Source organism: Paenibacillus baimaensis, assembly GCF_025567575.1.
This window is the reverse complement of the sequence record NZ_JAOQIO010000084.1, coordinates 474025-498502: the sequence shown is the minus strand read 5'-3', so window position 1 is coordinate 498502 and position 24478 is coordinate 474025. Positions and strand designations below refer to the sequence as shown.

The 24478-nt window shown below is 46.2% G+C and carries 19 protein-coding genes; 4 read left to right on the top strand and 15 right to left on the bottom strand.

Going from position 1 to position 24478, the window contains the following annotated elements; translation table 11 throughout:
• Positions 1-68: 68 nt before the first annotated feature.
• From OB236_RS21370 to OB236_RS21345, 6 genes are all read right to left on the bottom strand, one after another.
• Positions 69-1397: an ABC transporter substrate-binding protein gene (locus OB236_RS21370; RefSeq protein ID WP_240419137.1), complete on the bottom strand. Its 1329-nt coding sequence runs from the start codon at positions 1395-1397 to the stop codon at positions 69-71.
• Between the two features lie 211 nt (positions 1398-1608).
• On the bottom strand, positions 1609-5157 hold the full coding sequence (locus OB236_RS21365; protein WP_262685805.1) for a GH36 C-terminal domain-containing protein: 3549 nt from the start codon (positions 5155-5157) through the stop codon (positions 1609-1611).
• A gap of 88 nt (positions 5158-5245) precedes the next feature.
• A complete protein-coding gene (locus OB236_RS21360) occupies positions 5246-6832 on the bottom strand; it encodes an extracellular solute-binding protein (protein WP_262685804.1) in 1587 nt (528 codons plus the stop codon).
• 87 nt (positions 6833-6919) lie between these two features.
• On the bottom strand, positions 6920-7792 hold the full coding sequence (locus OB236_RS21355; RefSeq protein ID WP_262685803.1) for a carbohydrate ABC transporter permease: 873 nt from the start codon (positions 7790-7792) through the stop codon (positions 6920-6922).
• A gap of 16 nt (positions 7793-7808) precedes the next feature.
• Complete coding sequence (locus tag OB236_RS21350; protein ID WP_262685801.1) at positions 7809-8738, bottom strand: ABC transporter permease; 930 nt, start codon at positions 8736-8738, stop codon at positions 7809-7811.
• Positions 8739-8775: 37 nt separating this feature from the next.
• Positions 8776-10443, bottom strand: coding sequence for an extracellular solute-binding protein (locus OB236_RS21345; RefSeq protein WP_262685800.1), 1668 nt, complete (start codon positions 10441-10443; stop codon positions 8776-8778).
• Positions 10444-10770: 327 nt separating this feature from the next.
• Here OB236_RS21345 and OB236_RS21340 point away from each other — a divergent pair, with 327 nt between their 5' ends.
• Genes OB236_RS21340 through OB236_RS21325 form a run of 4 tightly spaced genes read left to right on the top strand, consistent with a single transcriptional unit; the run spans position 10771 to position 13085 of the window.
• The gene (locus OB236_RS21340) at positions 10771-11139 is read left to right on the top strand and encodes a GntR family transcriptional regulator (protein ID WP_262685799.1); all 369 of its coding nucleotides are present in this window, start codon (positions 10771-10773) and stop codon (positions 11137-11139) included.
• Complete coding sequence (locus OB236_RS21335; protein WP_262685798.1) at positions 11136-11837, top strand: ABC transporter ATP-binding protein; 702 nt, start codon at positions 11136-11138, stop codon at positions 11835-11837. The genes OB236_RS21340 and OB236_RS21335 overlap by 4 nt, the downstream gene beginning before the upstream one ends.
• Entirely contained in the window at positions 11824-12498 is a 675-nt protein-coding gene (locus tag OB236_RS21330) for an ABC-2 transporter permease (protein ID WP_262685797.1), read from the top strand. The genes OB236_RS21335 and OB236_RS21330 overlap by 14 nt, the downstream gene beginning before the upstream one ends.
• Positions 12495-13085 carry a class I SAM-dependent methyltransferase gene (locus OB236_RS21325; RefSeq protein ID WP_262685796.1) on the top strand — a complete coding sequence of 197 codons (591 nt, stop codon included), beginning with the start codon at positions 12495-12497 and terminating at the stop codon, positions 13083-13085. The genes OB236_RS21330 and OB236_RS21325 overlap by 4 nt, the downstream gene beginning before the upstream one ends.
• Before the next feature lie 159 nt (positions 13086-13244).
• On the opposite strand, the gene OB236_RS40145 is transcribed toward OB236_RS21325, so the two are convergent.
• From OB236_RS40145 to OB236_RS21285, 9 genes are all read right to left on the bottom strand, one after another.
• A complete protein-coding gene (locus OB236_RS40145; protein WP_408638501.1) occupies positions 13245-13370 on the bottom strand; it encodes a transposase in 126 nt (41 codons plus the stop codon).
• A gap of 102 nt (positions 13371-13472) precedes the next feature.
• Positions 13473-15008: a response regulator transcription factor gene (locus OB236_RS21320; RefSeq protein ID WP_262685795.1), complete on the bottom strand. Its 1536-nt coding sequence runs from the start codon at positions 15006-15008 to the stop codon at positions 13473-13475.
• A complete protein-coding gene (locus tag OB236_RS21315) occupies positions 14986-16827 on the bottom strand; it encodes a sensor histidine kinase (protein WP_262685794.1) in 1842 nt (613 codons plus the stop codon). Before OB236_RS21315 ends, OB236_RS21320 begins: the two co-directional genes overlap by 23 nt.
• 125 nt (positions 16828-16952) lie before the next feature.
• Positions 16953-17948: a glycoside hydrolase family 130 protein gene (locus OB236_RS21310; RefSeq protein ID WP_317259364.1), complete on the bottom strand. Its 996-nt coding sequence runs from the start codon at positions 17946-17948 to the stop codon at positions 16953-16955.
• A 282-nt stretch (positions 17949-18230) separates the two neighbouring features.
• A complete protein-coding gene (locus tag OB236_RS21305; protein WP_262685792.1) occupies positions 18231-19088 on the bottom strand; it encodes a protein phosphatase 2C domain-containing protein in 858 nt (285 codons plus the stop codon).
• Between the two features lie 55 nt (positions 19089-19143).
• Positions 19144-20394, bottom strand: coding sequence for an extracellular solute-binding protein (locus OB236_RS21300; RefSeq protein ID WP_262685790.1), 1251 nt, complete (start codon positions 20392-20394; stop codon positions 19144-19146).
• A gap of 138 nt (positions 20395-20532) precedes the next feature.
• Entirely contained in the window at positions 20533-22200 is a 1668-nt protein-coding gene (locus tag OB236_RS21295) for an ABC transporter permease (RefSeq protein WP_262685789.1), read from the bottom strand.
• On the bottom strand, positions 22187-23287 hold the full coding sequence (locus OB236_RS21290) for an ABC transporter ATP-binding protein (RefSeq protein WP_262685788.1): 1101 nt from the start codon (positions 23285-23287) through the stop codon (positions 22187-22189). The genes OB236_RS21295 and OB236_RS21290 overlap by 14 nt, the downstream gene beginning before the upstream one ends.
• 75 nt (positions 23288-23362) lie before the next feature.
• The gene (locus OB236_RS21285) at positions 23363-24424 is read right to left on the bottom strand and encodes an extracellular solute-binding protein (protein ID WP_076229111.1); all 1062 of its coding nucleotides are present in this window, start codon (positions 24422-24424) and stop codon (positions 23363-23365) included.
• Positions 24425-24478 lie beyond the last annotated feature (54 nt).

Here is a 24478-nt window from a genome sequence, read left to right as displayed (position 1 = left end):
TCACTCCTATAAGGGAGCAAATTCACCATACACGATGAACCTGCACCCTCCAGATATTCGTCCAGCAATTAACTGCGTTTATTCAGTTCTTTGATCTTCTTAATTGCACTATCCCACTCTGCTTGCGGATCGCTGCCTTTTTGCTGGACATTGCTCAGACTTTCTTTGAAAATGCTGTCTGTTGCATCATGCAGCTTGCCATAGCGGATCGGTTTGACACTTTTCGTAGCTTTGGCAAATTCAACGGAAATTGCTTGATTGTTGTAGAAGGAATCTTTAAGCTCTTTAAACTTGGCCTCTTCATAAACTGCAGGAATCGATGGCATCAGACCATTCGAGATATACGATTTAAGCTGTCCATCCTTACTGTCCATCCATGATATGAATTCATAGGCTTCCTTGGCATTTTTCGATTCCTTGGGAATACTCAGGAACGAACCGCCCCAGTTGCCAGCGCCTTCAGGCATTTGCGTAATCATCCATTTACCCGTTGCATCCTTGGCATTTCCTTTAATAACGCCACTCATCCATGCCGGAGCCAGCATGACAGCAAATCCACCATCATTCGTTTCTTTCGCCCATTCCGGTGTCCAGAGCACGTTTTTGCCAACCCAGCCTTCTTTAATCCCTTTTACCGTAAAGTCATAGGCTTTTTTCACTTGCGGGTTTTTATCGCCAATGAATTCATCATTATTGTTGTAAAAGATTTCGTTGCCTTGATCCCGCAGACCATTAAACAGCAATCCAGGTATATCTACAAACGTTTTTCCTGTTTTTTGCTTAAACTTGTTTGCAGTTTCGGCGAATTTGTCCCAGGTTGCAATTTCTTTATAAAATTCTTCCGGTTTGCTCGCAATACCGGCTTGCTCCAGCAAGTCGGTGCGATAATAAACGACAGTTGGACCTACGTCCGTTGGCAAACCAAGCTGGAATTTACCGTCCGTGGAGGAAGCCTGCTTCCATTTCCAATCCAGATAATTTCCTTTCAGGCTGCTTGCGCCAAGATCATTCAAATTATTGAACTTATCCTTCGCCTCCATGAATTTTTCCAGGAAAGCAATTTCGACCATGAAAATATCGGGTGCACCCTTATTCGCAGACAGCGCTGTTAACATATTATTGTGATGAGCCGTTTGGTCGGCTGTGTTTTGAATTTTGATCGTGACGTTAGGCTTAACGGCCTTATACTCCTCAGCCAGCTTCTCGTAGCCGTTAGTGCCCAAAGACCAAAATGTAAGCTCCACAGGTTTGTCTGTTTTGGCTTCGGTCTTGGCATCTGTGGCACCTGTGGATTTGGCTGGCTCGGCGGCAGGCGTAACACCGCTGCTGCAGGCGGCCATCGAAGCGGCAAGAAGCAGCGCTACCCCTGCTGTTGACATTTTTGTTGCTAATTTCATTCGAATATTCCCCTTTCAATCTAGTGATCATCTTGACCTCTTTATCGTAAGGGATGCGCGATTATTTGCCGAGGTGGCAATCCTTCGATCTTAGGTTGAAATTAAGATGATGGGAAATAGGGATTCGGACATCGCATTAAAAAGAACCAGCATTCCACCTCAATAAAAGGGAAACACTGGTCCTTGATAGCTTAACGTCAGAAATACATAATCAATTGACTCTGGTTAGCATGATTTTATCATTAGCCAAAGTATAATTACCGCTGCTTGGATCTTTACCTGTAATTTGAAATTTAAACTGCTTGTTTCCTGCTGAGCTGAACGTCACATTGCCTAATCCAACGACCGAATAGCCCGGAACACTTTGATACTGATCTACAGGATTCCCCTGAACAGCACCATCGATATACAATTGCGCGGTGCCGCGGTCGGGATGCTTTTTAACCCGCGCACTAACTGTGTAGGTTCCAGCTGTTGGAACATTGACCGTGTATTCCACCCAGTCTCCCACTGCGTTAAAGTTTCCGTAGCTTAATGCACCCCCGCTGGCGGCGGAATCGCTGCCAATTGCCGTGGTATCTCCTGCTGATACGGTTGTGGTCAAGCTCTCGAATTCATAATTAAGCGGTTCCTTGGTAAGCGAAATATAGTCGGTTGCCAGGGTATAGCTGGCACTGCTGGCGTTCTTGCCTGTGACCTGAAATTTGAATTGCTTGTTTCCTGCTGAGCTGAACGTCACATTGCCGAGATCCACTGCGACGTAGCCTTGTGCGCTTTGGTATTCATCGATCGGCGTACCTTGTGCGGTGCCGTCGATGTACAGCTGTGCTGTACCCCTGTCGGGATGTTTTTTGACTTGTACTCTCAACCGGTAAGTTCCCGATGCCGGAACATTCACCGTATACTGTACCCAGCCTCCCACTGCATTGGCATTCGCATAGCTCAATCCGCCATTGCTGGCTGCCGAATCTGCTCCATAAGTAACCGTTGCACCGGTTGATGCCGTCGTGGTCAAGCTCTCTGCTTCATATTTGACTGCTTCCGGTACCGCTGGCGGAAGGATGACATCAGGTGATTTATAGGTTAGCCTTATCGTATCTGTAGCCAAGATATAAGAGCTGCTGCTGGCGTTTTTACCTGTGATCTGGAATTTGAATAGTTTATTTCCAGCTGTTGTAAAAGCGATATTGCCAAGATCGACCTCGACATAACCTTGAGCACTCTGATACTCGTCAATAGGCGAACCTTGTGCTACGCCGTCTATATACAGTTGTGCCGTACCTCTGCTTGGGTGCTTCTTAACCTGAACCTTTACATTATAGGTGCCCGGGCTTGCCACGTTTGCCGTGTATTGGACCCAGTCGCCCACTCCATTCAGATTCCCATAGCTGAGTGAACCATTGCTGGCTGCTGTGTCGGCTCCATTCGCAACGTTAGACCCTGACGATGCCGCTGCTGTCAGACTCTCTGCTTCAAGCAAAATGCCGGAGCCGAGCGTAACGCTTCCTGTACCGCCTGTGCCAATGACGATGTCGCTGGTAATGGTTTTATTGGCGGTCCGGTCAAATACAACCACCTTACCTGTGGTTCCTGCAGTTCCGGTAACATTGACCGTCAGGCTCGATGTGCCGGAAGTTTGCGTGAAGGATGCAATCTTCTCATCTGCATACAGCACCTGCATGGCTGCCGCATTATCCTCCTGAATCCAGAACGCCTTGCCCTTGGATGTGTTATCGGCCAGGTTCACAGGAAGTCCTGGCGATTTCAGCTGGCTGCCTGTGAATTTGCCTTTATAGCTGTAGGAGCTGACACCGCTATCGTTCATCGTAATATCCTCAACCAGGTAAGTCTTGCTGCTGTCGAGCCACCTGAGATTGAGGGTCAGATCGTCTGGAACAGCCGTTACATTCGCAGCTGTGGCAATGACCAGCGCCTTGCTTTTATCTTCAGACGCATACATCCATGCGTAGGAGCCTGACGTATCAAAATCCGGACCGGCATAAAGCGGCCTTGTCGTTTGCTCCGTTAATGCCTTGATTCTCGGACTCTTCCGCCAGTTGTTGAATTTTTTCAGAGAATCCATACCAGCATTCGTCCAACCGGAAGGGTCTGTATTGAATTTGATCACTCTTGCCAGCATATAGGAATAGTAGTCCTCGACTTTGCCTGACGGGTTACCGCCGTAATAAACGGAATTCATAGGCAAATAGCCAAAGCTGTCCATGCCGATTTTCATGCTGGTGCCCACTCCGCCGTTAGCGGATAGAAATCCGTTATCAGAGATATGCAGTAGTCCGTTGTTTCTGTCACCCTGAGTAGGATATATATCCACTTCGCTGGTCAGCTTGCCAATGAAGTCCGGGTGTCGTGACGTCAGATCGTTCATATAGTTTTTCACCAATACGTTTTTTCGATAGACGCTGTCGCTTGGATGCGAGGTTGAGGTCGCCGCCGTATTGGGCCAAAATTCGGTCAAATCAATCATTTGATGCGATAAATGATATTGAGGAATCATCGTATCCTCAACCTGACTTCTTTTGAACTCAATGTTGGCAGGATCAGCCAAATCCCTTCCTACATTATGGTTGTCGCCTGTCATGCTGAACCATAATCCGAAGCGCAGACCTTGCCCTACAATATAATCGGTCAGGGATGCCAGATTACTTGTAAAGCTGGTCTTCGCAGTCGTGGTATCTCGGGTCGTATTCCATAAATCGTCGATCATCACCATATCCAGACCTGCCTGTACAGCCTTCGGCACGACTGTATTTCTGAAAAATGCATCCGTGCGTTTCCCTATATAGTCCCAGTCGTTGGTAAGAAACAGGGAAGTCACGTCATGATATTTGAAGCGCTTTCTAAAATGCTCCTCGACTGCCATTTTTCCATCAATGATATCCCCCTTGAATACCGTCATATTCACTGAAATATACTCGAATTCCTCATTAGGAAACAACACCAATTGCAGTGCATCGGTATTGGTGGATACTTTGACATTCGTGATACCGCTCCAGGCATTAATGCTGGCAAAGGGCGGCAGCATGCCAGAGGTTCCCTCGGTCTTCCAGTTCATTTCCGGCTGCAGGCCCCATCCATCACCCGTATTATAGACCGTTATCGCATTTTTCCCTGCATTCGGAGCCAGCGAGCCCGAGGTACTGTACCAGGCCATATTCGGCACATAATACAGCGTATGTGCATCATTGGGCAGGTTCAGCGAGATGATGTCCGAGTTCGTAATCGTCTTCTGGGCAGCCGTATTATTTTTAATGGAGTTGCTATACTTCAATCCGGATTTCCCGTTATAAATTTCAAATTTCAGATTAATAGTTACATTTTGCGGGGAAGTTCGGGTCACCGGGATGGTAAGCTGCTTACCCCAATTGGTGCCGAATTTGGTAATGTCGGTAATCGTGGCAGTACCCAGCGTCCAGCCGCCATCATTCGCATAGAGGTCGCTTCCACCATAGTTATAGTAAAACAAATATTGGCTTCCACTCCCGGTGAGATACTCCTTTCCGGCCTCTTTGTTGTAATAGCTTGTCATTTGAATACTTCCACTTGCAAAGGACACGACTGACTTCATCACATCATTTTCCAGTGTCCACACATCACCACTTCTGACTACGCTCGAATTAGCCGCATACGCTGTCTGAATGCCACTTGTTGGAATAAACGGAATGCTTGAAAACAACATACCGAGTACGAGGACGAAACACACGATCCCCCGAGCCATACTGCGAGCTTTACCTTTACCCATTATTAATCACCATCCTTTAAATATGTATGTAAAAAGGTGATATTCGGAAAATTCCCATATCACCTCTACACCCTTCACTTATCCGGTTTTATTTACCTGCCTTATTCATGTAGTCTACATATTCCTTTTCGGCATCGGCTGTAGCCGGATTCCATTCCTTCTCCAGGAAGTCCTTGAACTGCTGCAGGGTAATGCTGCCCAGAATAAACTTCAATTCCTGGTCGTCCTTTTTCTTGACCATATCGGGAATCGTACTGTTCAGATTCAGAATTTTGGGAGACCTGACAGCAGGAACATTGATAACGGTCATCTGCTTTAATGCGCCATCCAGCTGTGACTTGTAAGCGTTAAGTCTGTCCAGGGTATCTGCACCTTCAATGATGGCAGCGTTTCCATCTATCGCGTTAGCAAGCGTCATGTATGTGCTTGTCACAGCTGCAAGCTTGGTAGCCTGATCGGCAGTTCGGGTTATATTTTTCGTAGCCGGATCATAATTGTCGTAAGTCACGCCCTTGATGCCAAGCTGGAACAAGGTATTCGCTTCCGTCGTATTGCCCCAATCCAGAAATTTCAGCACGCTGTCGATATTTTTTGAATTTTTGGCTATCATCCAGCCGCCCCACGTGGCAGGTGTGACCCAATCAGAGGCAACGCCCTTGTTGTTCTTTAACACAGCCTGATAGGTGTACTTTTTATCTGATTCCTTATCCTTTGCCAGATTGGCCATAACCGCATATTGATGTGCGTAGATGATACCGATCCGGTTCTGGTTCATTTTTTCCTGATCTACATAGATCTTGTTAATCAGGAACTCGGGATCAATCAGCTTCTCATCATTTAACTGCTTCAGATAGGTCAAGTAGGGAATATAGCCCGACATTTTTTCTCTTATTTTATACGTTCCGTCTGTATCCTTGGCTCCATTTACGATAGGAAGATCAAATGCGGAGGCAAGAAAATTGGAGGCATTCCAGATTGTATTGGCACCCAGCGTCGGATTGGATAAGCTTAGGCAATACGTATCCGGCTTTCCGTTTCCGTCAGGATCGTTATTGGTAAAGGCTTTGCATACATTCGTGAACTCGTCCAGGGTTGTAGGCGCTTTGAGATTAAGCTTGTTCAGCCATTGCTGGTTGATCATATAGCCCCAGTGGTTGACTACATTCGTTCTTGGAATGATATAGGTCTTTCCATCATTAACAGATTTGACCCCATCCCACATTTCTTTCGTAATATTTTTTGTCAGATTCGGGTAATTTTTAATTTTGTCGTCCAATGGGGCAAGAAGCTCGTTCTGCGCCCATTTCTCCATATTGGCATCTGCACCACCCCAGTTGTAGATAAGGTCTGGCAGGTCTCCTGACGCCATAAGTACCTGGAGCTTATCTACATAGTTATTGATCGGAGGAGCTTCAACCGATAGCTTGACATTGGCCAGCTTTTCAACCTCCGCTATGACAGGATTATTTTCTACAACGACCGCTGCATTGACCCTGTTAAACATTTTGATTGCAGCAGGTGCTGCTTTGGCTGGGGCTGGCGCCATGGTACCGGGGGTTGGCTTGGTGTCGGCTGCTTCTTTGTTGTCAGTATTCGGACTGCAGGCCACCACGATAGAGGAAAGCAGCACAATGCTCACTGAGGAACTAACCAGAGTTTTGACGGACCCTTTCAATATAAACATCTCCTTTTTAATTACCATTTATTAAAACTGCAAACAACTGCAGATTTTAATCGTACGGATGAAGCATGAGAAGCCCTTTTATCCCTTGATTGAGCCTACCAGCACACCCTTCATAAAATATTTTTGCAAGAAAGGGTAGACAAGCAGAATAGGTAATGTTGCAAAAATGATGATCGCCATTTTAATTGTAAACACGGTAACTCCCGTATTGTTCATGTCCATCGCATCCTTGGTAATACCTCCATCATCAACAACCATTTCGCGTAAAATCAGCATAAGCGGCCAGAGACTTCTTCTCGACGTGTAGATAATGGCCGAAAAGAACGTATTCCATTGGGTTACCGCATGAAAGATGACAAAGGTGGCTATCGCCGGCTTACACAGGGGAACGATGATCCGAAACAGCACCTTGATTTCATTGGCACCATCGATAAAAGCCGATTCTTCCAGACTTTCGGGTATCGCGCTGACAAAGTTTTTCATCAGGATCAGGTTATAAGCGCCAAGGGCACCAGGTAAAATCATCGCCCACAGCGTGTTATAAATATCCAGGGTTTTGATGAGATAAAAATTTGGTATTAAACCGCCGTTGAAAAACATCGTGAACGTGATTAGTACCATGATCACATTTCTGCCCTTTAAATCCTTCTTGGATAGTGGATAAGCGGAAATGATCAGCAAAAAGATGTTTATTGCAACTCCGACAATCGTGATGATGATCGTATTTTTATATCCGGTCCACATCAACGGCATCTGAAGAATCTGCTTATAGGCAGACAGCTCGATTTGACTCGGGATGAGCTTCAATGGATTTTGCAAATATTCCGAATAAGGGGTCACAGAAAAGGATGCCACATAAAAAAACGGGAATAAACAAGCTAGTGCGAACAAGGTGACGACTGTATAATTAAAAAAGTCAAACAATTTATCTCCGAATGATCTGATACTCAAGCTCTGCCGCCTCCCTTTACCATATCCCGTCTTCTTTCAACCATTTGGCAATCTGGTTGCTTGCCAGCAGGAAAATCAATCCGATAACCGAGGTGAACAGACCAACCGTAGTTCCGAAGGAAAACCGGCCACCAATTAAACCGACACGGTATACGTAGGTTTCAAACACCTCGGAAACACCCAGATTCAAAGGATTCTGGAGCACAAAAATTTGTTCAAAGCCGTTGCCCATAATTTGACCGAGCCGCAAAATAAGTAAAATCACGATCGTTGATTTGATACCAGGCATCGTCACGTAGCGCATTTTCTGCAATCGGTTGGCACCGTCGATACTGGCAGCCTCATATAATTCGGTATTGATGCTAACCATGGCGGCCAGGTAAAGAATGCTTTCCCAACCAGACTCCTTCCAGATACTGCTAATAATGACCAAGGGTCGGAAATAATCATTGTCTGCGAGAAAGAAAATAGGGTCCATCCCGATCTGCTTCAGGAATATATTTACAATTCCCCAGGAAGGGGACAGGAAGTTGACCAGAATACCTCCGATGACAACCCAGGATATAAAGTGGGGCAGGTAGATAATGGTCTGCGTTACCCTTTGGTATGTGCGGTTTCGCATTTCATTTAAAAGCAGGGCCAACAGGATCGGAAAAGGAAATCCGAAAACCAGCCTTAACATACTTAGGTAAAGCGAGTTCCAGAAAACTGTGTAGAAATCACTTAGCCCAAACATGTATCTGAAATTGTCTAAACCGATCCAGGGACTCCCTACAATACCTTTGGCAAAATTAAAATCCTTAAAAGCTATGATGACGCCATACATCGGAAAATAATTAAATATTAAAAAATAGATCACACAAGGGATTAACAAGATATACAAATATTTTTTCTTGTTCAAATAGCGCAAGGCATCCTTTGTAGTTTTGGCCCGTACGGTCCCCATTCGATTATTCACCACCTGATCATCAAATTCGTGACTCTTATTTGGTTTGAAGAGCACGCTGCTCTTTGAAAATATCGTAAATATCCTTAGTCCAAATCATTTTGTCCTTATCATTGGCATAGAAGTTCCTGTACCAATCGTCGACCTGCTTGCCTCCGGCTTTTTGCCATGCAGCGATAGCATCCTGTTTGGCCATCTCCGGGCTATAGCCAGGTGTCAATATCGACTTTATCCAGATATCGCCCTCGCCGACACCGACCTGCTTCGTCGTGTTGGTCAGAATTTGCTGAAGCTCCTTCGGCAGCTGAGGCATCTGTTCAGAATGAGTCGGTCCCGCTACCGGCAGATCAAAACGAATAAAGGACGAATTCGCTTCAAACATCTTTTTCACCTGATTTTGAAGGACATCCCGGGCATCAAGCTTTTCCGTACCAAAATAGCATTTACCCGCTAATGTCGGGGAAGCCAGCATAGCAAAATCGCCGGAACCGAAATTAAATTCGGTTTTCCATTTATCCAGATTGATTACCTGCGGACATGTACCCGGCTCCGACTTGCTGTGCACGCCTTCAAAGCCGTAATACATCGTTTTCATAAAAGTATCGGATGCGGCAAAATCAACGTATTTCATCACCGCTTCCGGATCTTTGACTTGAGCGTTGACAACAGCCGTCATCTGGATCGGATTAACAAAGATCGGGTTAAACTGTCCCACAGGAGTTACCGGATATGGAATGACCGTAATTTCGGCACTCGGAACATTTTTTTTCAAATACACATAATAATCGGTATAAAAAACAATCGGAACGTTAAACTGCTCCATGTATATCCCGATTTTACCTTTCAGGAAATCCTGCTTTGCTTTTGAGCCATTCTTGTCGTTCAAGTAGTCCTTATCGACCAGACCTTCACTGTAAAGCCTTTTTTTAAACGCCGTAACCGCCTTAATGTGATCCCAGCCATGGATAAGCTCGTTGTTCTGCACAATAAAGCCCGGGTAGGTGACACCAAACATTTCATCCAGAATAGCTCCGGAGCTATAGGACATCGCGATACCGTAAGTGTCCTTCCTGCCGTTTCCGTCCGGGTCCTGCTCCGTGAAGGCTTTGGCTACTTGATACAGCTCCTCAGTCGTTTTCGGGATGTTCAGGTTCAGTTTTTCCAGCCAATCGGTACGGATAAACAAGCCGCGCTGCGGAATCGTTTCATTGATACGCCCGAACTGATACAGCTTGCCATCGGTTCCTGTTCCCGCTTTCCTGAGCGATGGGTATTTCTGCAAAAGCGCTTTATATTCCGTACTGTACTTGTCGATCATGTCGTCAATCGGACGAAGCTGCTTTTGGTCGATCAACGGATTTTTGATCTGCGGCGCATATTCCAGAATCAGGTCTGGTGCTCCCCCGCCTGCGAATAACGTGCTCAGCTTTTGCTCTGATTGTGTCCGGGGTACAGCTATGAATTTGACTTGTACAGGACCTGTTTCGTTAATCCATTTGGTGATTTTATTGTTTTCAATCGTGCCTTCACTGGATGGAATATTGCCACGGTCATAGATGGTTGCCGTAATCATCCTCCGCTGATCGGTCTTTGACACACCACTATCACCATTCCCGTCGATCACGGTCGTACAGCCTGTTATCACGACGATCCATGCTGCAGAAGCCAGCATCGGAAGTATTATTCTTTTTATTGGATTAGACATTGTTGTTCCCCCTGTTCATTTACAATGTCTATCATACCATCTTCATCTCACCGCACCTTCCATATCTTGTTGTTTGTCTATATACCTAATTGTAGGGAAATTGGGAGAGGGCAACATCTACGATTTATGGGGAAAAAGATAAAATTTTTAGATCAAATGGAAATCAATAAATGAGCGAACCACCGCAAAAACGCCAATACCAGGTTGGACAATCATAACTTGCTGCTCAGCCCATTTTTGTGTACATCATTGACATGAAGCTTTTCTATGTGTTACTGTATTAATTAAATAATACAGCAACACAGATTGTGGTCGATGGAGGAAGCGATGGAATTTAATCAGAAAGAACCGATTTACTCCCAAATTATCGACGAATTCCGCATGAAATTCATCCAAGGCACCTATACACTGGGGCAAGAAATCCCTTCGCGGCGTGAGCTTGCCAAAACATTGGGAGTCAATCCCAATACCATTCAACGGGCATACAGGGAAATGGAGGACATGAATTTGATTATTACCGTCAGGGGTCAGGGAAGCTTTATGACAAGCGATAGGGCTATGCTGGAGTCGATTCGGAAAGAGGCGTTGAACGAGACAGTCGGGCAAAGTGTAGAATTGCTGCGGTCTTTCGGTAAATCCGACCAAGACATTTTGGACACGGTGAAAAAGTATTTGGAAAGGGGAAAAACGCCATGATCAATGTGGAGCATGCCGTAAAAACGTTTGGCCGGAAAAAGGCGTTGGACGATATTACGTTTACTGCAGATGAGGGACAAATTATCGGAGTGTTGGGAACGAACGGCGCAGGGAAGTCGACGGTCCTTAAGGCGATAGCAGGTCTTTTACGATTGGATGGCGGCCAAATCATGATTGACGGGAAATCGCCATGCCTATCGACCAGGGGGATGATGACCTTCCTTCCTGATGTGAACGTTTGGTACCCTTGGATGAAACTATCCGACAGCATGAGGTATATGAAAGACATGTACTGGGACTGGGACGATAATAAAGCACGGCATTTGCTCGATTTTTTCGAATTATCGGCAGATTCGTTGATTCATCAGGCATCGAAAGGAACGCGGGCCAAGATGAAATTACTGCTCGCTCTAAGCCGGCAGGCAAAGTATATGCTGCTGGACGAACCTTTTTCCGGCATAGATCCTTTCGCAAGACAGCAGATTGCCCAAGCGATCGTAGAAGATTTCATGGAAGAAGGTCAGACGATCCTCGTTACGACGCATGAAATATCGGAGGTCGAAGTGATGCTGGATGAGATACGTTTTATTCACGAGGGAAAGCTTCTGCTGGCTGGTAATGTCGAGATGCTAAAACTGGAACGAAACCAATCGTTGATGGAAATGTTGAAAGAGGTGTATGATCATGCACGCGTTTAGGCGCTTATTCTTGACCGATCTGCGAAATCGAAGGAATACGCTGCTCGCTACATTGGCAACAACCGTTCTTTTGAATGCGGCGCTTTCCATCCTCATCTTTTATTTGCACCTGCCTCAGGAAGGACTTGGTCTGATTACGATGCTTGATGTCATAATTTTTGCCGGCCTGCTGTTGATGACGTTTCTTCACTGCTTCTCTACATGGCAAGAGGAGTGGAAGCAACAGGCGATTACCCATTTGTTATCCCTTCCGGTACCTAGAACTTATATGCTGATGTCCAAATATATTGTGATTTTATTGGAGGCACTGTTGATAACGGTGGTTATGATTGTGGGTATGTGGGTACAACTGGGGATGAGCAACGGACAATTGTTCCGAGTCGAACCTTTGCTTTTATTCGATTGGTCGAAAGTATTGCTCATCGTGAAATGGCTTTTCTCTGCGACTGGGCTTATATTTCTATGTTTTACGAGCATATTTCTTGGAAAATGCAGCCGTAGTCATTCTATGCTGATCACTTTTTTAAGCTTTACTGCGGGACTGCTCGTTTGGATCGTAGCCTTTGCCAATTTCCCGTCCTTTCTCACATTGCTCATCTTTTGTCTGGCATATTTTTCAGCAAGCTGCTATTTGCTGGATAAGAAAGTAGGAATCGAATGAAACAGCCGTCGATTTTCGGACAGTTTATACGCCATTCGGGTCAGGTAGGCAGTTTGGTTCCCAGCTCGGGTTTTTTAACCCGCAAAATGCTTCCGCCCTCCTTGCCATGGCACAAGATGGCCCAAATCGCGGAGTTGGGCCCCGGCACCGGTGTATTTACCCGGTATATCAAACAACATATGGATCCTCGAAGCCGGTTATTTTTGTTCGAACAAAATGAATCTTTTCGGGAAAATTTGAATATTCAATTCCCTGGTCTCCCCATTCTGAACGATGCATTGAGATTGGGGGAAATCGTTAAAGAAACGGGCAGACCGTTCGACTTGATCGTTTCGGGTCTTCCTTTTGCTAATTTTTCTTCCGAACTGAAAGAAAGACTATTTCTATCGATTGAGAACGCATTGGCAAGCAATGGAACGTTTATTGCGTTCCAATATACACTGCTGCTCAAAAAAGACTTTCAGACTCACTTCCCATCTATTGAAACGGGGCATACATGGATGAACGTACCGCCAGCTTGGGTGTTTAAATGCAAAAAAGTGAGGGGAAAGTATGACCAATCTGATAAAGATCCGATTGAGTCATAACAGTAATCTCTGTGTCCATATGCTGGCTCTGCTGCTTTAACAACTTTAACCAAGTGGCTAACAGTGCTGAAAGGAGACGTGTATAACGCACGTTCTTGTCTTCGACCTTTAAGTTGCCGCTACCAGGAAACGCATTACCCGAATCCTGCTTGAATTCGCTCATCCACCGGCACAAAGTATTGTCGGACAACTTAGCTCCCTCGCTACCTGCGCCACCGACTTTCCCTGTTCCTGAATCATTTTCACCGTTTCTCTTTTGAATTCTTTATCATATTTCTTTCTCATCTAGGACACCACGACTTTGTTGAGTTTATTGTCGCATTCTCGTTTCTCGGTATCCAGTTTCTAGTCTAGCATCACAAAATGGAGCCTGCTGCTGTCGTACAATCAGCTCTGATAAAGCTTGCGGTAATCTTTAGGGGATAGACCTGTGGATTGCTTGAACAGCTTGGCAAAGTAATTCGGTAAATCGTAGCCGATTGTGCCGGATACCTCCGTAATTTTCATATCCGTATTGCACAGCAGCTGCTTGGCTTTCTCCATACGCAGCTCGATTAAATAATCGATAAAGCTGCGTCCGGTTTCTTTCTTGAACAAATGGCTGAAATAGGCCGCATTCAAATGCACCTGCGAGGCTACCTGCTGTAACGGCAGCGGCTCGGAGTAATGCTCCTCCATGTAGCGTGCCGCCTTTAAAATCGCATTCTCGCTGTATTTTTCCTGCCATTTCGTGAAGTTATGGAAAAAACGCTCCTTTTCCGTCTGCATCCAGCTATAGATCTCGTCCTTGCAGCTGCATTCATGCAGCTTGCTGATTCGATCCGTCAAGGTTTGAGGCTCATATATCTGCTCAAACTGTTTACGAGCCGTATCCTGAAGCGCAAAGCTCAGCGATAATGCCTCCATTTTCCCGTTTTCCAGAGACATTCCGCTAGCTTCTTTCATGAAATGCTCCAGATACTGCTTCAAAGCTTCCATCTGGCCAGATACGATAAAAGCGACCGTCTGCGCACTGATCAGCTGCTGACGCGCCCGATTCATCGGCAGCGTGCCCTCCGTTTCCGTCCCTTTATCCGTACGCTCAGCTATTCTTGCTCCTTCCATACCGGTTTCATAGAGATCGGCGAGCTGCGTCAGGCTGTGGGCCAGGCCGGCATGATGCGTTGAAACCGATAAGCCCAGCAGGCGAGGAACCGTTTCACATACCGCAACACATAGAGCCTGTACCTCGGCAGCATCATCCACGAGCAGAGCATACCGGCCGTATTCAATAAGCAGCAGCTTGCCTGCTATCCCGTGTGTATCCAGCAATTCACTAATAATGTTTAAAACGGCAAACTGCAGTAACGGAACATCTCTCCTCGTATATTGCTTATGAGCAGGATAATAATCGGTAATTCGGAACAAGATCAGCTTGCACCCATGTAGTCCTTGCTCCAGTTCTGCTACTGCCTCCGTATGATAAGGAAACCTCAGAAAAATCGCCCTTAATGTATTTTCCAGCAGCAGTTGATGCTCTGTTTCCTCTTTTCTGAGCCTGGCCTGTTTGTCCAGAACAAGCTCATTCACTTTATCCAGCGCGTCATATACATCCTGTTTACTGCAGGGCTTGATAAGCAAATCGAGTGCACCATAACGAAGTGCAGTCTGAGCATATTGGAAGTCCTGAAAGCCCGTTATAACGATAAACTCAATATCCGGGAACCTGCTTTTAACACGCTTCAACAGCTCAAGGCCATTCAATAACGGCATTCGAATATCCGTGATCACGAGGTCAGGCAGCAGTTCCGCTATCAAGCTCTCCGCCTCTTGTCCATTCTCCGCTTCCCCACATACGCTCCAGTTGGTCGTGGAACCGGTAATCATTTTCGCAAGACCTTTCCTGAATAAAGGTTCATCCTCAACCAGAAGCAGCCGATTCATCTGCTGCACCTCCTTTCATAGGCCGGTAAGCTTCACACGGCAAAATTAAACGCATCATCGTTCCCTGCTGCAGCCGCTGGATATCCAGCCTGTACGGCTCACCATGCACCAGGTAAATACGTCGTGTAACGTTGCGAACACCGAGGCTCTCCCGTTCTCCATGCTGATCGTGGACGGAGCGATCCTTCATAATGTGACGGATCGTATCTGCATCCATCCCGCACCCGTTATCCTCGATTTCAATATGCATTTCCGTATGCTGTCGAAAAGCTCGAATGGACAGGCGCTTATTAGCTGTCTGGTCGCGAAACGCATGAACAAATACGTTTTCAACCAAAGGCTGCAGCAGCAGCCTTTGCATGCCACAGCCTCTCAGTTCCTCCTCGGCTTCAATACTGACATGCAGATCTTCGCCATGCCGTGCTTCCTGTATCGTAATATAATTCCGGATTTGCGCCAGCTCATCCTGTAAGGTGCTTGGGGTCGACACGGGTGCCAAGGAATACCGGAGCAGCTCCGACAAGCTGGTTACGAGAGAAGCCGTTTCCTCATCCTCGTAAAGCAGCATGATTTTCCAATAAATAGAGTTAAGCGCATTATGCAAGAAGTGGGGATTCAGCTGCGCCTGAAGCGCCTTTAATTCAGCTTCCTTCTCACTCAGCTTGCTTACATACACTTCCTGAATCAAGGATTGAATATCGGCTGCCATCGTATTGAAGCTCTCCGCCAGAAAAGCAAATTCATCATTCGACGTTTTGGTGATTGTCACACGCAAATTTCCCTTTCGTAGCTGCTGCATAGCCGCTACCAATCCTTGCAGTGGCTGAAGCAGTCTGCCGCTGAAGAAGGAAACACAAACCGCCATAAGCATCACACTGACCAGACCGGAAATTAAGGCTACCTGGTAAACACGCCGTCCTTTTGCCTCGATATCCACCAGTGAAATGCCGCTTACCAGGGTGAACGATCGCGGCTCAAAGACACTTTTGACAAATAAATAATCATTGCCGTCCTCCGTACGCTGGGTAAAAATCCCCTTTTTCTTTTCCCAATCCGGTACGAATCCGATACTGCCTTCTGGCTCCCGGCTATAAAGGATGCGGTTATATTGATCGTAGAGATAGGCCCCTGTAGTTCGACCTGCCATCAACGATTCGAGAGTGGTAGCCAGAAACGATTCGTCAATGATCATAATAATCATGCCATATACCGTTTGCTGTTTGGTTGATTTCAGCAGCCTCGCGGCTACAAGATGGCTCTTCTCACCAGAAGGATCCGAAGAATCCTGAATAAGCATCCGCTGCCACACCAGCTCAGCGGACTCGCTTTTCAAACTACCTTTGACCCTATTATAAAATTCCGGAAATTCGATCTGCAGCGAAGGGCTCATATGACTGAAGTAGTTGTTAGTACCCTGCAAATCAACGATATACAAGGCGCGAATTTGCGGTGTTTCATTTTTTACAGGAAGCAATATATCTGCCAAATCCCTCTCCAGTATAAAACTGCGATACTCCGTGCTTTCTCCTTCCGCAGGCTCGGCATGCATGTTTTGGACGATTTGCTCTACAAGCGGATGAAAAAAAATAAAGTCAGTGATCCGGTACATATCCTGAATTTTGAAGCCAATTTGCTCAATCGTTTGTTCGCTCGTATTGAGGTACTGCTTGCTGATTTCGCTCTCAAACAGATTCAAATAAATTCTGTAGGAAACATAGCCGGTAACCATGGAACACACAATGATGATCACGGAAAGGATCAATATTAATTTCACTTTAAAATGTTGATTGATGTATTGGAGAACATGTCTATGCTTCATCGCGATGAACTCCTTCTGCATTCAAGGCTGCCACTATAAGTAAATACAAATAAAGTAGAGAAGCTGCTGTTACACAGAGCCTCCCTACACCATACGAATCGTACGTAAACAATGAATTCCTATAGTTACTTGTTTAAGCACAACTGAATTAAATCGTCAACATGAGCAGTCGCCAAACATTCCACCGTATCTGCCGCCCCATAATAGATTTTCACCTCACCATCGTCCTCCAATATCATTCCCCCGGGGAAAATGACATCGTTACGGAAGCCGCCATCCGTTTCGTAGCTCACTTCCGGAGCCAGCAAGGGCTCTTGACACATACCGATGATCTTGTACGGATTATCCAAATCCAACAGCATGATCCCGGCTGAATAACGCTTCTTCCAATACGGCTCCCATCCGTTTCGACCACGGGAAGGATCTATATCTACCGCATGAAACAGAGTCAGCCAACCCTTGGAGGTTTTTATCGGAGGCGCTGCCGGTCCAAGCTTATCATTGGCGTATGGTACCTGCTCCAAACCCAACAGCAATTCCGTATTCCCCCAATATTTCAAATCAGGAGAATCAGAAATCCAAATATCAAAGCTGTCTTTGCCCCCTTTACCGTAGACGGGAAAAGGCCGCTCCAACCGAATATATTTACCTCCGATTCGTTCAGGGAATAACACCATATTGCGATTATCCGGTGCGGACATGCTTAGAACCTCGAAGCTTGAGAAATCGTCCGTAACGGCTACACCGCCCCTTACGCCATGCTTTGTATCAACAGCAAAACAAACATAACAGCGTCCATCAATGACGGTCAGCCGCGGGTCGTAGGTGCGAATAATCTCCTCGCTCTCCATGCCAAAGCAGGGCTTATCCTGCACATTCCAATGAATGCCATCCTGACTGTACGCAAGCCCCAAATTCGTCGTATGAATAGGCAGCAGCGTTTCATTCTCGATGTCGCCATAATCGTTGCGGAACATCATGACATACTGTCCTTCATATTTAGTAACACCCGCATTAAAAACAAGAGCAGGCTTATAAGGCACATCGCTTGCAGTCAGAACCGGATTATTCGGGTGACGCGTAATTATTGGACTGGATTTAAGAATTCCACTCATTGACATCGAAGATTTCCTCCATAATATACAATATTTCCAACCTTTTCGCTCCATTTTTTAATCACTCAGCAGCGAGCGGCTCGAATCCTCACACAGCCAGTGTAAACCATCCGTACTTATCCAACATCTATAAATCATTGAAAAACAGATACAATTTTTAGAAGTCCGGTAAATCAGTCTCACTGCGCGGCAAATTAACGCAAAAAACTGCTGTCAAGAAACGAAGCCTCACAGCTCCGTATCCTGCAGCAGCAGCGAATACAGTGTCATTATTCATGTAGGGAACGCTTATTCAAAATGAATCGATATCCCTGTCTTGTCATCGGATATTTTAAAACGCGGATACCTTTGGCAGTCCTTATCCTCCGACTCCAGTTTAAACAGCCAATCCGCATAGGCGGTTAAAGAATCACTTTGAATCCGCGCAGTTAGCTGATGAATCATATCCTCTGGTTCTCTGCCGCTCTCCGTATGCGGGAACAATCCGTCCGTGACAAGCAGCAGCGACTTTAATTGGATTCGGTTTATCCTACCATACTCAATAAAATCAGCCAGCTCCGGTTCACCGCTCAAAATCGAGTAGCCTTCCATCGTGTTCATTTTGGATTTATTACCCAAAATCACCGGCTTCACAAGCTCCCATAGCTCCTCGCGTTTGGAGATTCCGCGGCCAATGGCCTCTTCCCAGATCGCCTTGGATTGCTGATCGATATGAGCCACCTGATCACGGGAAACGGTACGGATCGTATCATCCTTATACACAGCTGCGATCATGCAGTCTCCTACCTGGGCGTAGTCCACATAATGGTCTGTAATACGAATGAGAGCCAATGCACTGGTCCATAATGCCGTCTTGTCTGAAAGCTGAATTCCGGCCTCAACCATTTTGTCACGCAATCGAATATTCGCCTGAATGACCAACTGCTTCAAATTAGTGTCTCTGACATCCTCCTCTGCCAATGATTCAAAATATTGTTTAATAATTTGTGAGGCCAGATAACCTCCGGTTTCGTTATTTGGACCACGGTAAGGATGCAAGGAGGTAGCTCCGTCCAAAACTCCGAATAGCTGTAAAGGCTCATTGATAATCAGTGCATCCTCATTCCACTCCGTAGTCCCCTGCCGCGATAACATCTCCAACTTCATGTTTCCCTTCCTCCTTGTCAACTCATCTGCATCTATATACGGCACGTATCCTGCTTTATTTTCCGTTATGGCTTCCATAAATCTCCTCTATTTTCTTATTCAGATTAACGTCCTTATTTTGCTCCAATTGTTCAACAAGGGTTGTCATGCTTACCCATCGTTCATAATCATCTGCTGAAGGTGGCTTCACTGCCAGCATACGGGCCGAATCCAGAATCATTTTTTGCCGTTGACTCCATACATCCTCTTCCTGCAGCTTAACCAGCACATCAGATCGTGACGGAATGAGACCTTTGCTGCGCCATAATGATGCTTGTGTCTGCTCAAGAAGCAAATAAGCTATAAAGCTTTGGGCAGCCTGCACCTTGGCCGGAGCTGCTTGCATAAGAACCATGCCATGAATTTCGGGAACGATCCCCTGCTGTACGAGGGTCGGTATGCGTCCTGCATCAAATTGAAACTTGCCTCCTATATATCTTTCCACAGTAGGCAGCATTTCGGAGGAGCTGAGGAATACGCCGATTTTTCCATTAATGAAATCACTGGCAGCCCTGCGGTGAACAAGTGGCTTCATAATCCCTGAGAGATGAATCCAGTCACTCCATGCAGACAATGCTGAATATACGCGGCTGCTTTTAACAGAGGAATCCTTTTCACCAGCAGAGTCAGATGTGAATGAAAGATTATCGACAAACCAGGGCAGCTCATTATCAATAGCCAGACCCCAGTGTCCATTGCCACCGAGCTCGGAGCCTTCGGATAACGGTTGTTGGGCCGCTTGAACGATCTGATCCCAGCTGGTAAAGGCCTTTTCCTGCGGATGCTTTAACAGCTCCTGACGGTAATAAATCAGCGGTAATCCGCCGCCGAACGGAACAGCCCAGTCGTTACCTTCGTAATGAAAGGGAGCAGTGAATGTTGGATGCAGTTGGTTCCCACCCTCTATCAGGGCGTGTTCAACGGGAATAACAGCTTTGGTATCCACGAGCTGTGACAGGCCATAATAGCTGTGCAGCTCGGCTATTTGCGGTGCCGCGTTGGCAGAAATAGAGGCTGTCAGTTCCGTAAATAACTGCTCGCTTGAACGAAAGTTGCGTACATCTACATCTATATTAGGATGAAGCTGTTTGAATTCATTTACATACGTTTCCCAGCCTTCGCTGTACAGCCAGATCGAGATCGCTGTTGTACGATCAGACTCGCTGTTCACACCGCTGGCTTGATTCATATTCATGCTATAAAAAGCCCCAACCGTAAATATTAACAGAGCGGCTATGCCCCATAATGTCCATTGCTTTAAGCCCATATATCCTCCCGACAGGTCTGCCTCGCCATATCTATATTCCTATACTAACATTGCAGCAAGGCTTTTCCTATATAGCAGAGTGGCGCGGCAGCCGACCGAGATTAAGAGAGGGACTTATCAAGCATCCTCCTTAAGCTGTTACAGCTGCAGTCCCTTTTTACTCAGCTTGTTGGCAACTATCAAAGAGATCAGCGTGGTAATCGACAAAATGGAAGCAAGTGCTGCGCCCGTACCGTAGTTGGCCGTAAATACTTCGCTGTATATCGTAACCGAGATTGTCGCTGTAGAGCCGTAGTAGAGGACAATGGTGGAGCTTAACTCATTAATGGTCGTAATCCAGCTTAGAATCGCACCGGACAGCACACCGGGACCCATCAGGCGCCCTGTTGTTTTGAAAAAGGTTTTCATCGGTGGTACTCCAAGACTGATAGAAGCCTCCTCCACACTGCGATCCAATTGATATAAAATCGCTGTGCTGGAACGAATGGTATAGGGCAGCTTGCGCACCACATAAGCAATGACAAGAATAACCCACGTGCCTGTCAGCACGACCGGCGGTTTATTGAACGCAATGATCATACTGATCCCGAGCACCGTACCCGGCATAACATAAGGAATCATGATCAACCCGTCCAGCATCGCGGTCAGCTTCGATTTTCTACGGACGAGCACGTAAGCAATCAGCATTCCCATCACAACCATGATCACTATCGAGATCAATGAAAAGCTGTACGTATTCAAAATAGCTTTGGGCACACGGAACAATATCTCCTTGTAGCTGTTCAAGCTGAAGCCTGGATGAAATACAGGCCCCTTCGTTTTAATAAAGGAAGTGACAATAACCGTCGCTTGCGGAATAATCGATACACAAGCCACCAGCAAAGCTCCAGCAGTTAACAACCATTTGGCAAGCGGCCTTAGCGTCTGAATCTTCGGTGTGCGCATCCCCGTCATGGTGTAATTTTTACGGGCGACAAAGAAACGCTGCAGGAACAAAATACTTGTCGAGCATATGATCAGGATAACGCTGAGCGTACTCGCCATAGCCGGATTGCCGCCCATTTCACTAATAAATTGCTCGTAGGCCAGAATAGGCAATACTTTAAAGCCTTGCCCCAGCAGCATAGGTGTACCGAAGTCGGCAAAGGATGCCATGAAGACCATCAGAGCACCAGCCGATAAAGTTGGAAATATCAGTGGCAGTGTAACCGTGCGAAGCCGGTGAAAGCTGGAGCGTCCCAGACTTTCCGCAGCCTCCTCCAGTGAAGTATCGATCGTTTTGAGCGCACCCGATACATACAAATAGATATGCGGATAGAACTGAAGGGTAAAGACGAAGACAATTCCCTTCCAACCGTAAACTGAAGAGAACGGAATGCCAAGGTCATGCAGAAAACGGGTCAAAAAACCGTTGTTTCCGAGCATCAGAATCCAGGAATACGCACCAATAAAGGGAGGGGAAAGCAAGGACATAATGACCAGAATTTGAATAAGTCCTTTACATTTCACATTATAGCGTGCCGTCACATAAGCAAGTGGAACACCGAGCAGAATGGAAAACAATGTGGCAAAGGCGGATACCTTCAAGCTGTTCCATAATGCTCCGTAAAAGTATTTCAGCTTCACGAAGTTCGCATAATTGTCCAGCGTAAGGCTTCCCTCATCGTTATAAAAGCTGTTGAACAGCAAGGTAAATAAGGGATACACAATAAAGGCAAACAGGAATACATAGACAATCAAGGTGACCCAGGACCAGAAGTCCCATTTTTTAAATGAAAATAGTCGGCCCTTCTTAGTAGGTTGCACGATAAACTACCTCCTTGCCGCCTTTGTCGAACATCGTAGATTTTTCCAGCTGCAAATTCACCTGTACGGCTTGCTTCACCTTACGTAATTGATGAGGCTCTACCGCATGCTCCTGCACATCGATCACGGGCCCGTTCTGAAGGCGGACAAGGTAGCTTACCTTTTCCCCCAAATACGTGACATTTTCTATCGTTCCCGGTATTAGAGATAGTCCATGACCCGCTGTTTCCAAGCGGACGCGCTCCGGACGCAGCGACATAACAACCTTGCCTTCATACGATTTAGCAAGCGGCAGTTGATACGAGGCACCGAGTAAATCGATCTTTGCGAGCCCTGAGCTATCCATACCTCCATGACAATGAGCTTCGATAAAATTGGAGGTTCCGATGAAATTGGCTACGAACTGATTCGCGGGATAAGCGTATATATCTTCTGGAGGAGCGATTTGCTGTATTTTTCCTTCACTCATAACTGCAATTCGATCGGATACGGCCAGTGCCTCCTCCTGATCATGGGTTACGTAAATCGTCGTGATATTCAATTCCTTTTGCAGCATGCGGATATCCGATCTCATCTTAATTCGTAGTTTGGCATCCAGGTTGGACAACGGCTCATCCATCAGCAGTAAACCAGGACGAATGACAATGGCCCGAGCCAATGCAATCCGCTGCTGCTGACCGCCGCTCATATCGGAAGGAACACGATCACGCAAATGCTGAAGCTGTACCATCTCCAATGCTTCCATGACACGCTGTTCCGTTTCTTTCTTGTTCACTTTACGTGCTTTCAGCCCATAGGCGACGTTCTCAAAAACCGTCATATGAGGGAAAATCGCGTAATTTTGAAATACCATCCCAATGTTTCGCTCATGCGTAGGAATATCATTGATTTTGCGCTCACCGAAGTAAATATCCCCTTCTTCCTGACGATAAAAACCGGCTATCGTGCGCAGCAGGGTCGTTTTCCCGCATCCACTCGGACCAAGCAAGGTAAAAAATTCCCCTTCCCGGATGGTCAGATGAGCGTCATTGACTGCCTTGGTGTCCCCAAAATATTTGGTCACATGATCGAATACAATTTTTTGCATAGCTATAACCCTCCATTATCTAAAAGAAAGGTGCCTCCACCGTTCAAGCAAGGCACCGTTAATTTTCAAAATGTCTTATTCCTGCCCAGTTACGATTCTTCCAAAATGTCTGATATTGTCGTCTTTCTTGGTAGCTGCCCAGTCAAAATCGTAGTCAACCAGCTTGATATCCTTCGCTTCTGCAATGCCCTTCACCACTTCAGCATCCTTACGGACGGATCGACGCTTGAATTCCTTTTGGATCAACGACTGTACATCCTTACCTACCAGAAAATCAATAAACTGCTTCGCCTGCTCCATATTTTTGGCGCCTTTGATTACTGCGGCGGCATCAGGAACAGCCGAGGTTCCATCCGTAGGATAAATAATGCCTACCTGTGCACCACCCTCGACATAACGGAGAGCTGCATCTTCCAGCGTAACACCGATTGGAAATTCCTTATCCGCCACACCTTTATATACTAAAGCCGAGCCAGACAATACTTTGCCATCGAGGTTTTTAACAAACTTTTTAACGTAATCCCATCCGTTATCTTTGCCGTTCACTGTTAGCATCGTGACCAGCTGTGTATAGGAAGAGCCGGATTTGGCCGGATCAGCGTAAGCAATTTTGCCTTTCCACTTCGGATCCAGCAGATCGTTCCAGCTCTTCGGCTCTTCCCCGACCTTCACCAGCTCTTTGTTATACATAAAAATCATCGGCAAGGCCGCAAACGGTGTCCAGACATTGCTTTTATTCAAATATTGCGGAGCGAGATTGTCGAACTCTTTTGTTTGGTAAGGCTCGAAGTATTTATTGTAGGCCTCCAAGGAATCAGCACCTCCAGCCCAGAATACATCACCAAGCGGATTAGCTGCTTCAGCCTGCACACGCTTCAGCAAGTCTCCTGTACCTCCTGAAATCAGCTGTACCTCAATGCCCGTACGATCCTGAAACTCTTTTAGAATCGGGTTGTTCACCTCGGCTCCATTTGGAGAATACAGATTCAGCTTGCCGCCCGCCTTGGAAGCTGTCGATGGAGACGCAGGCTGAGGCGCAGCTCCCTCCTTCGATTTCGGGGTTTCCGACGTTCCACAGCCCGCCAAAGTTCCTACAAGCAACAGTGAGGCAAGAACACTTGTAAACATTTTTCTCATTGTGTATCCTCCAGTTAGTAAAAGCAGATTTGATTTCTACTTCATACTATAATG

Excerpts from the sequence above, each read along its gene's own strand:
- OB236_RS21370 (WP_240419137.1), bottom strand. The coding sequence starts at position 1,397 with ATGAAATTAGCAACAAAAATGTCAACAGCAGGGGTAGCGCTGCTTCTT.
- OB236_RS21365 (WP_262685805.1), bottom strand. The coding sequence starts at position 5,157 with ATGGGTAAAGGTAAAGCTCGCAGTATGGCTCGGGGGATCGTGTGTTTC.
- OB236_RS21350 (WP_262685801.1), bottom strand. The coding sequence starts at position 8,738 with ATGGGGACCGTACGGGCCAAAACTACAAAGGATGCCTTGCGCTATTTG.
- OB236_RS21345 (WP_262685800.1), bottom strand. The coding sequence starts at position 10,443 with ATGTCTAATCCAATAAAAAGAATAATACTTCCGATGCTGGCTTCTGCA.
- OB236_RS21340 (WP_262685799.1), top strand. The coding sequence starts at position 10,771 with ATGGAATTTAATCAGAAAGAACCGATTTACTCCCAAATTATCGACGAA.
- OB236_RS21335 (WP_262685798.1), top strand. The coding sequence starts at position 11,136 with ATGATCAATGTGGAGCATGCCGTAAAAACGTTTGGCCGGAAAAAGGCG.
- OB236_RS21330 (WP_262685797.1), top strand. The coding sequence starts at position 11,824 with ATGCACGCGTTTAGGCGCTTATTCTTGACCGATCTGCGAAATCGAAGG.
- OB236_RS21325 (WP_262685796.1), top strand. The coding sequence starts at position 12,495 with ATGAAACAGCCGTCGATTTTCGGACAGTTTATACGCCATTCGGGTCAG.
- OB236_RS40145 (WP_408638501.1), bottom strand. The coding sequence starts at position 13,370 with ATGAGAAAGAAATATGATAAAGAATTCAAAAGAGAAACGGTGAAAATG.
- OB236_RS21320 (WP_262685795.1), bottom strand. The coding sequence starts at position 15,008 with ATGAATCGGCTGCTTCTGGTTGAGGATGAACCTTTATTCAGGAAAGGT.
- OB236_RS21315 (WP_262685794.1), bottom strand. The coding sequence starts at position 16,827 with ATGAAGCATAGACATGTTCTCCAATACATCAATCAACATTTTAAAGTG.
- OB236_RS21310 (WP_317259364.1), bottom strand. The coding sequence starts at position 17,948 with ATGTCAATGAGTGGAATTCTTAAATCCAGTCCAATAATTACGCGTCAC.
- OB236_RS21305 (WP_262685792.1), bottom strand. The coding sequence starts at position 19,088 with ATGAAGTTGGAGATGTTATCGCGGCAGGGGACTACGGAGTGGAATGAG.
- OB236_RS21300 (WP_262685790.1), bottom strand. The coding sequence starts at position 20,394 with ATGGGCTTAAAGCAATGGACATTATGGGGCATAGCCGCTCTGTTAATA.
- OB236_RS21290 (WP_262685788.1), bottom strand. The coding sequence starts at position 23,287 with ATGCAAAAAATTGTATTCGATCATGTGACCAAATATTTTGGGGACACC.
- OB236_RS21285 (WP_076229111.1), bottom strand. The coding sequence starts at position 24,424 with ATGAGAAAAATGTTTACAAGTGTTCTTGCCTCACTGTTGCTTGTAGGA.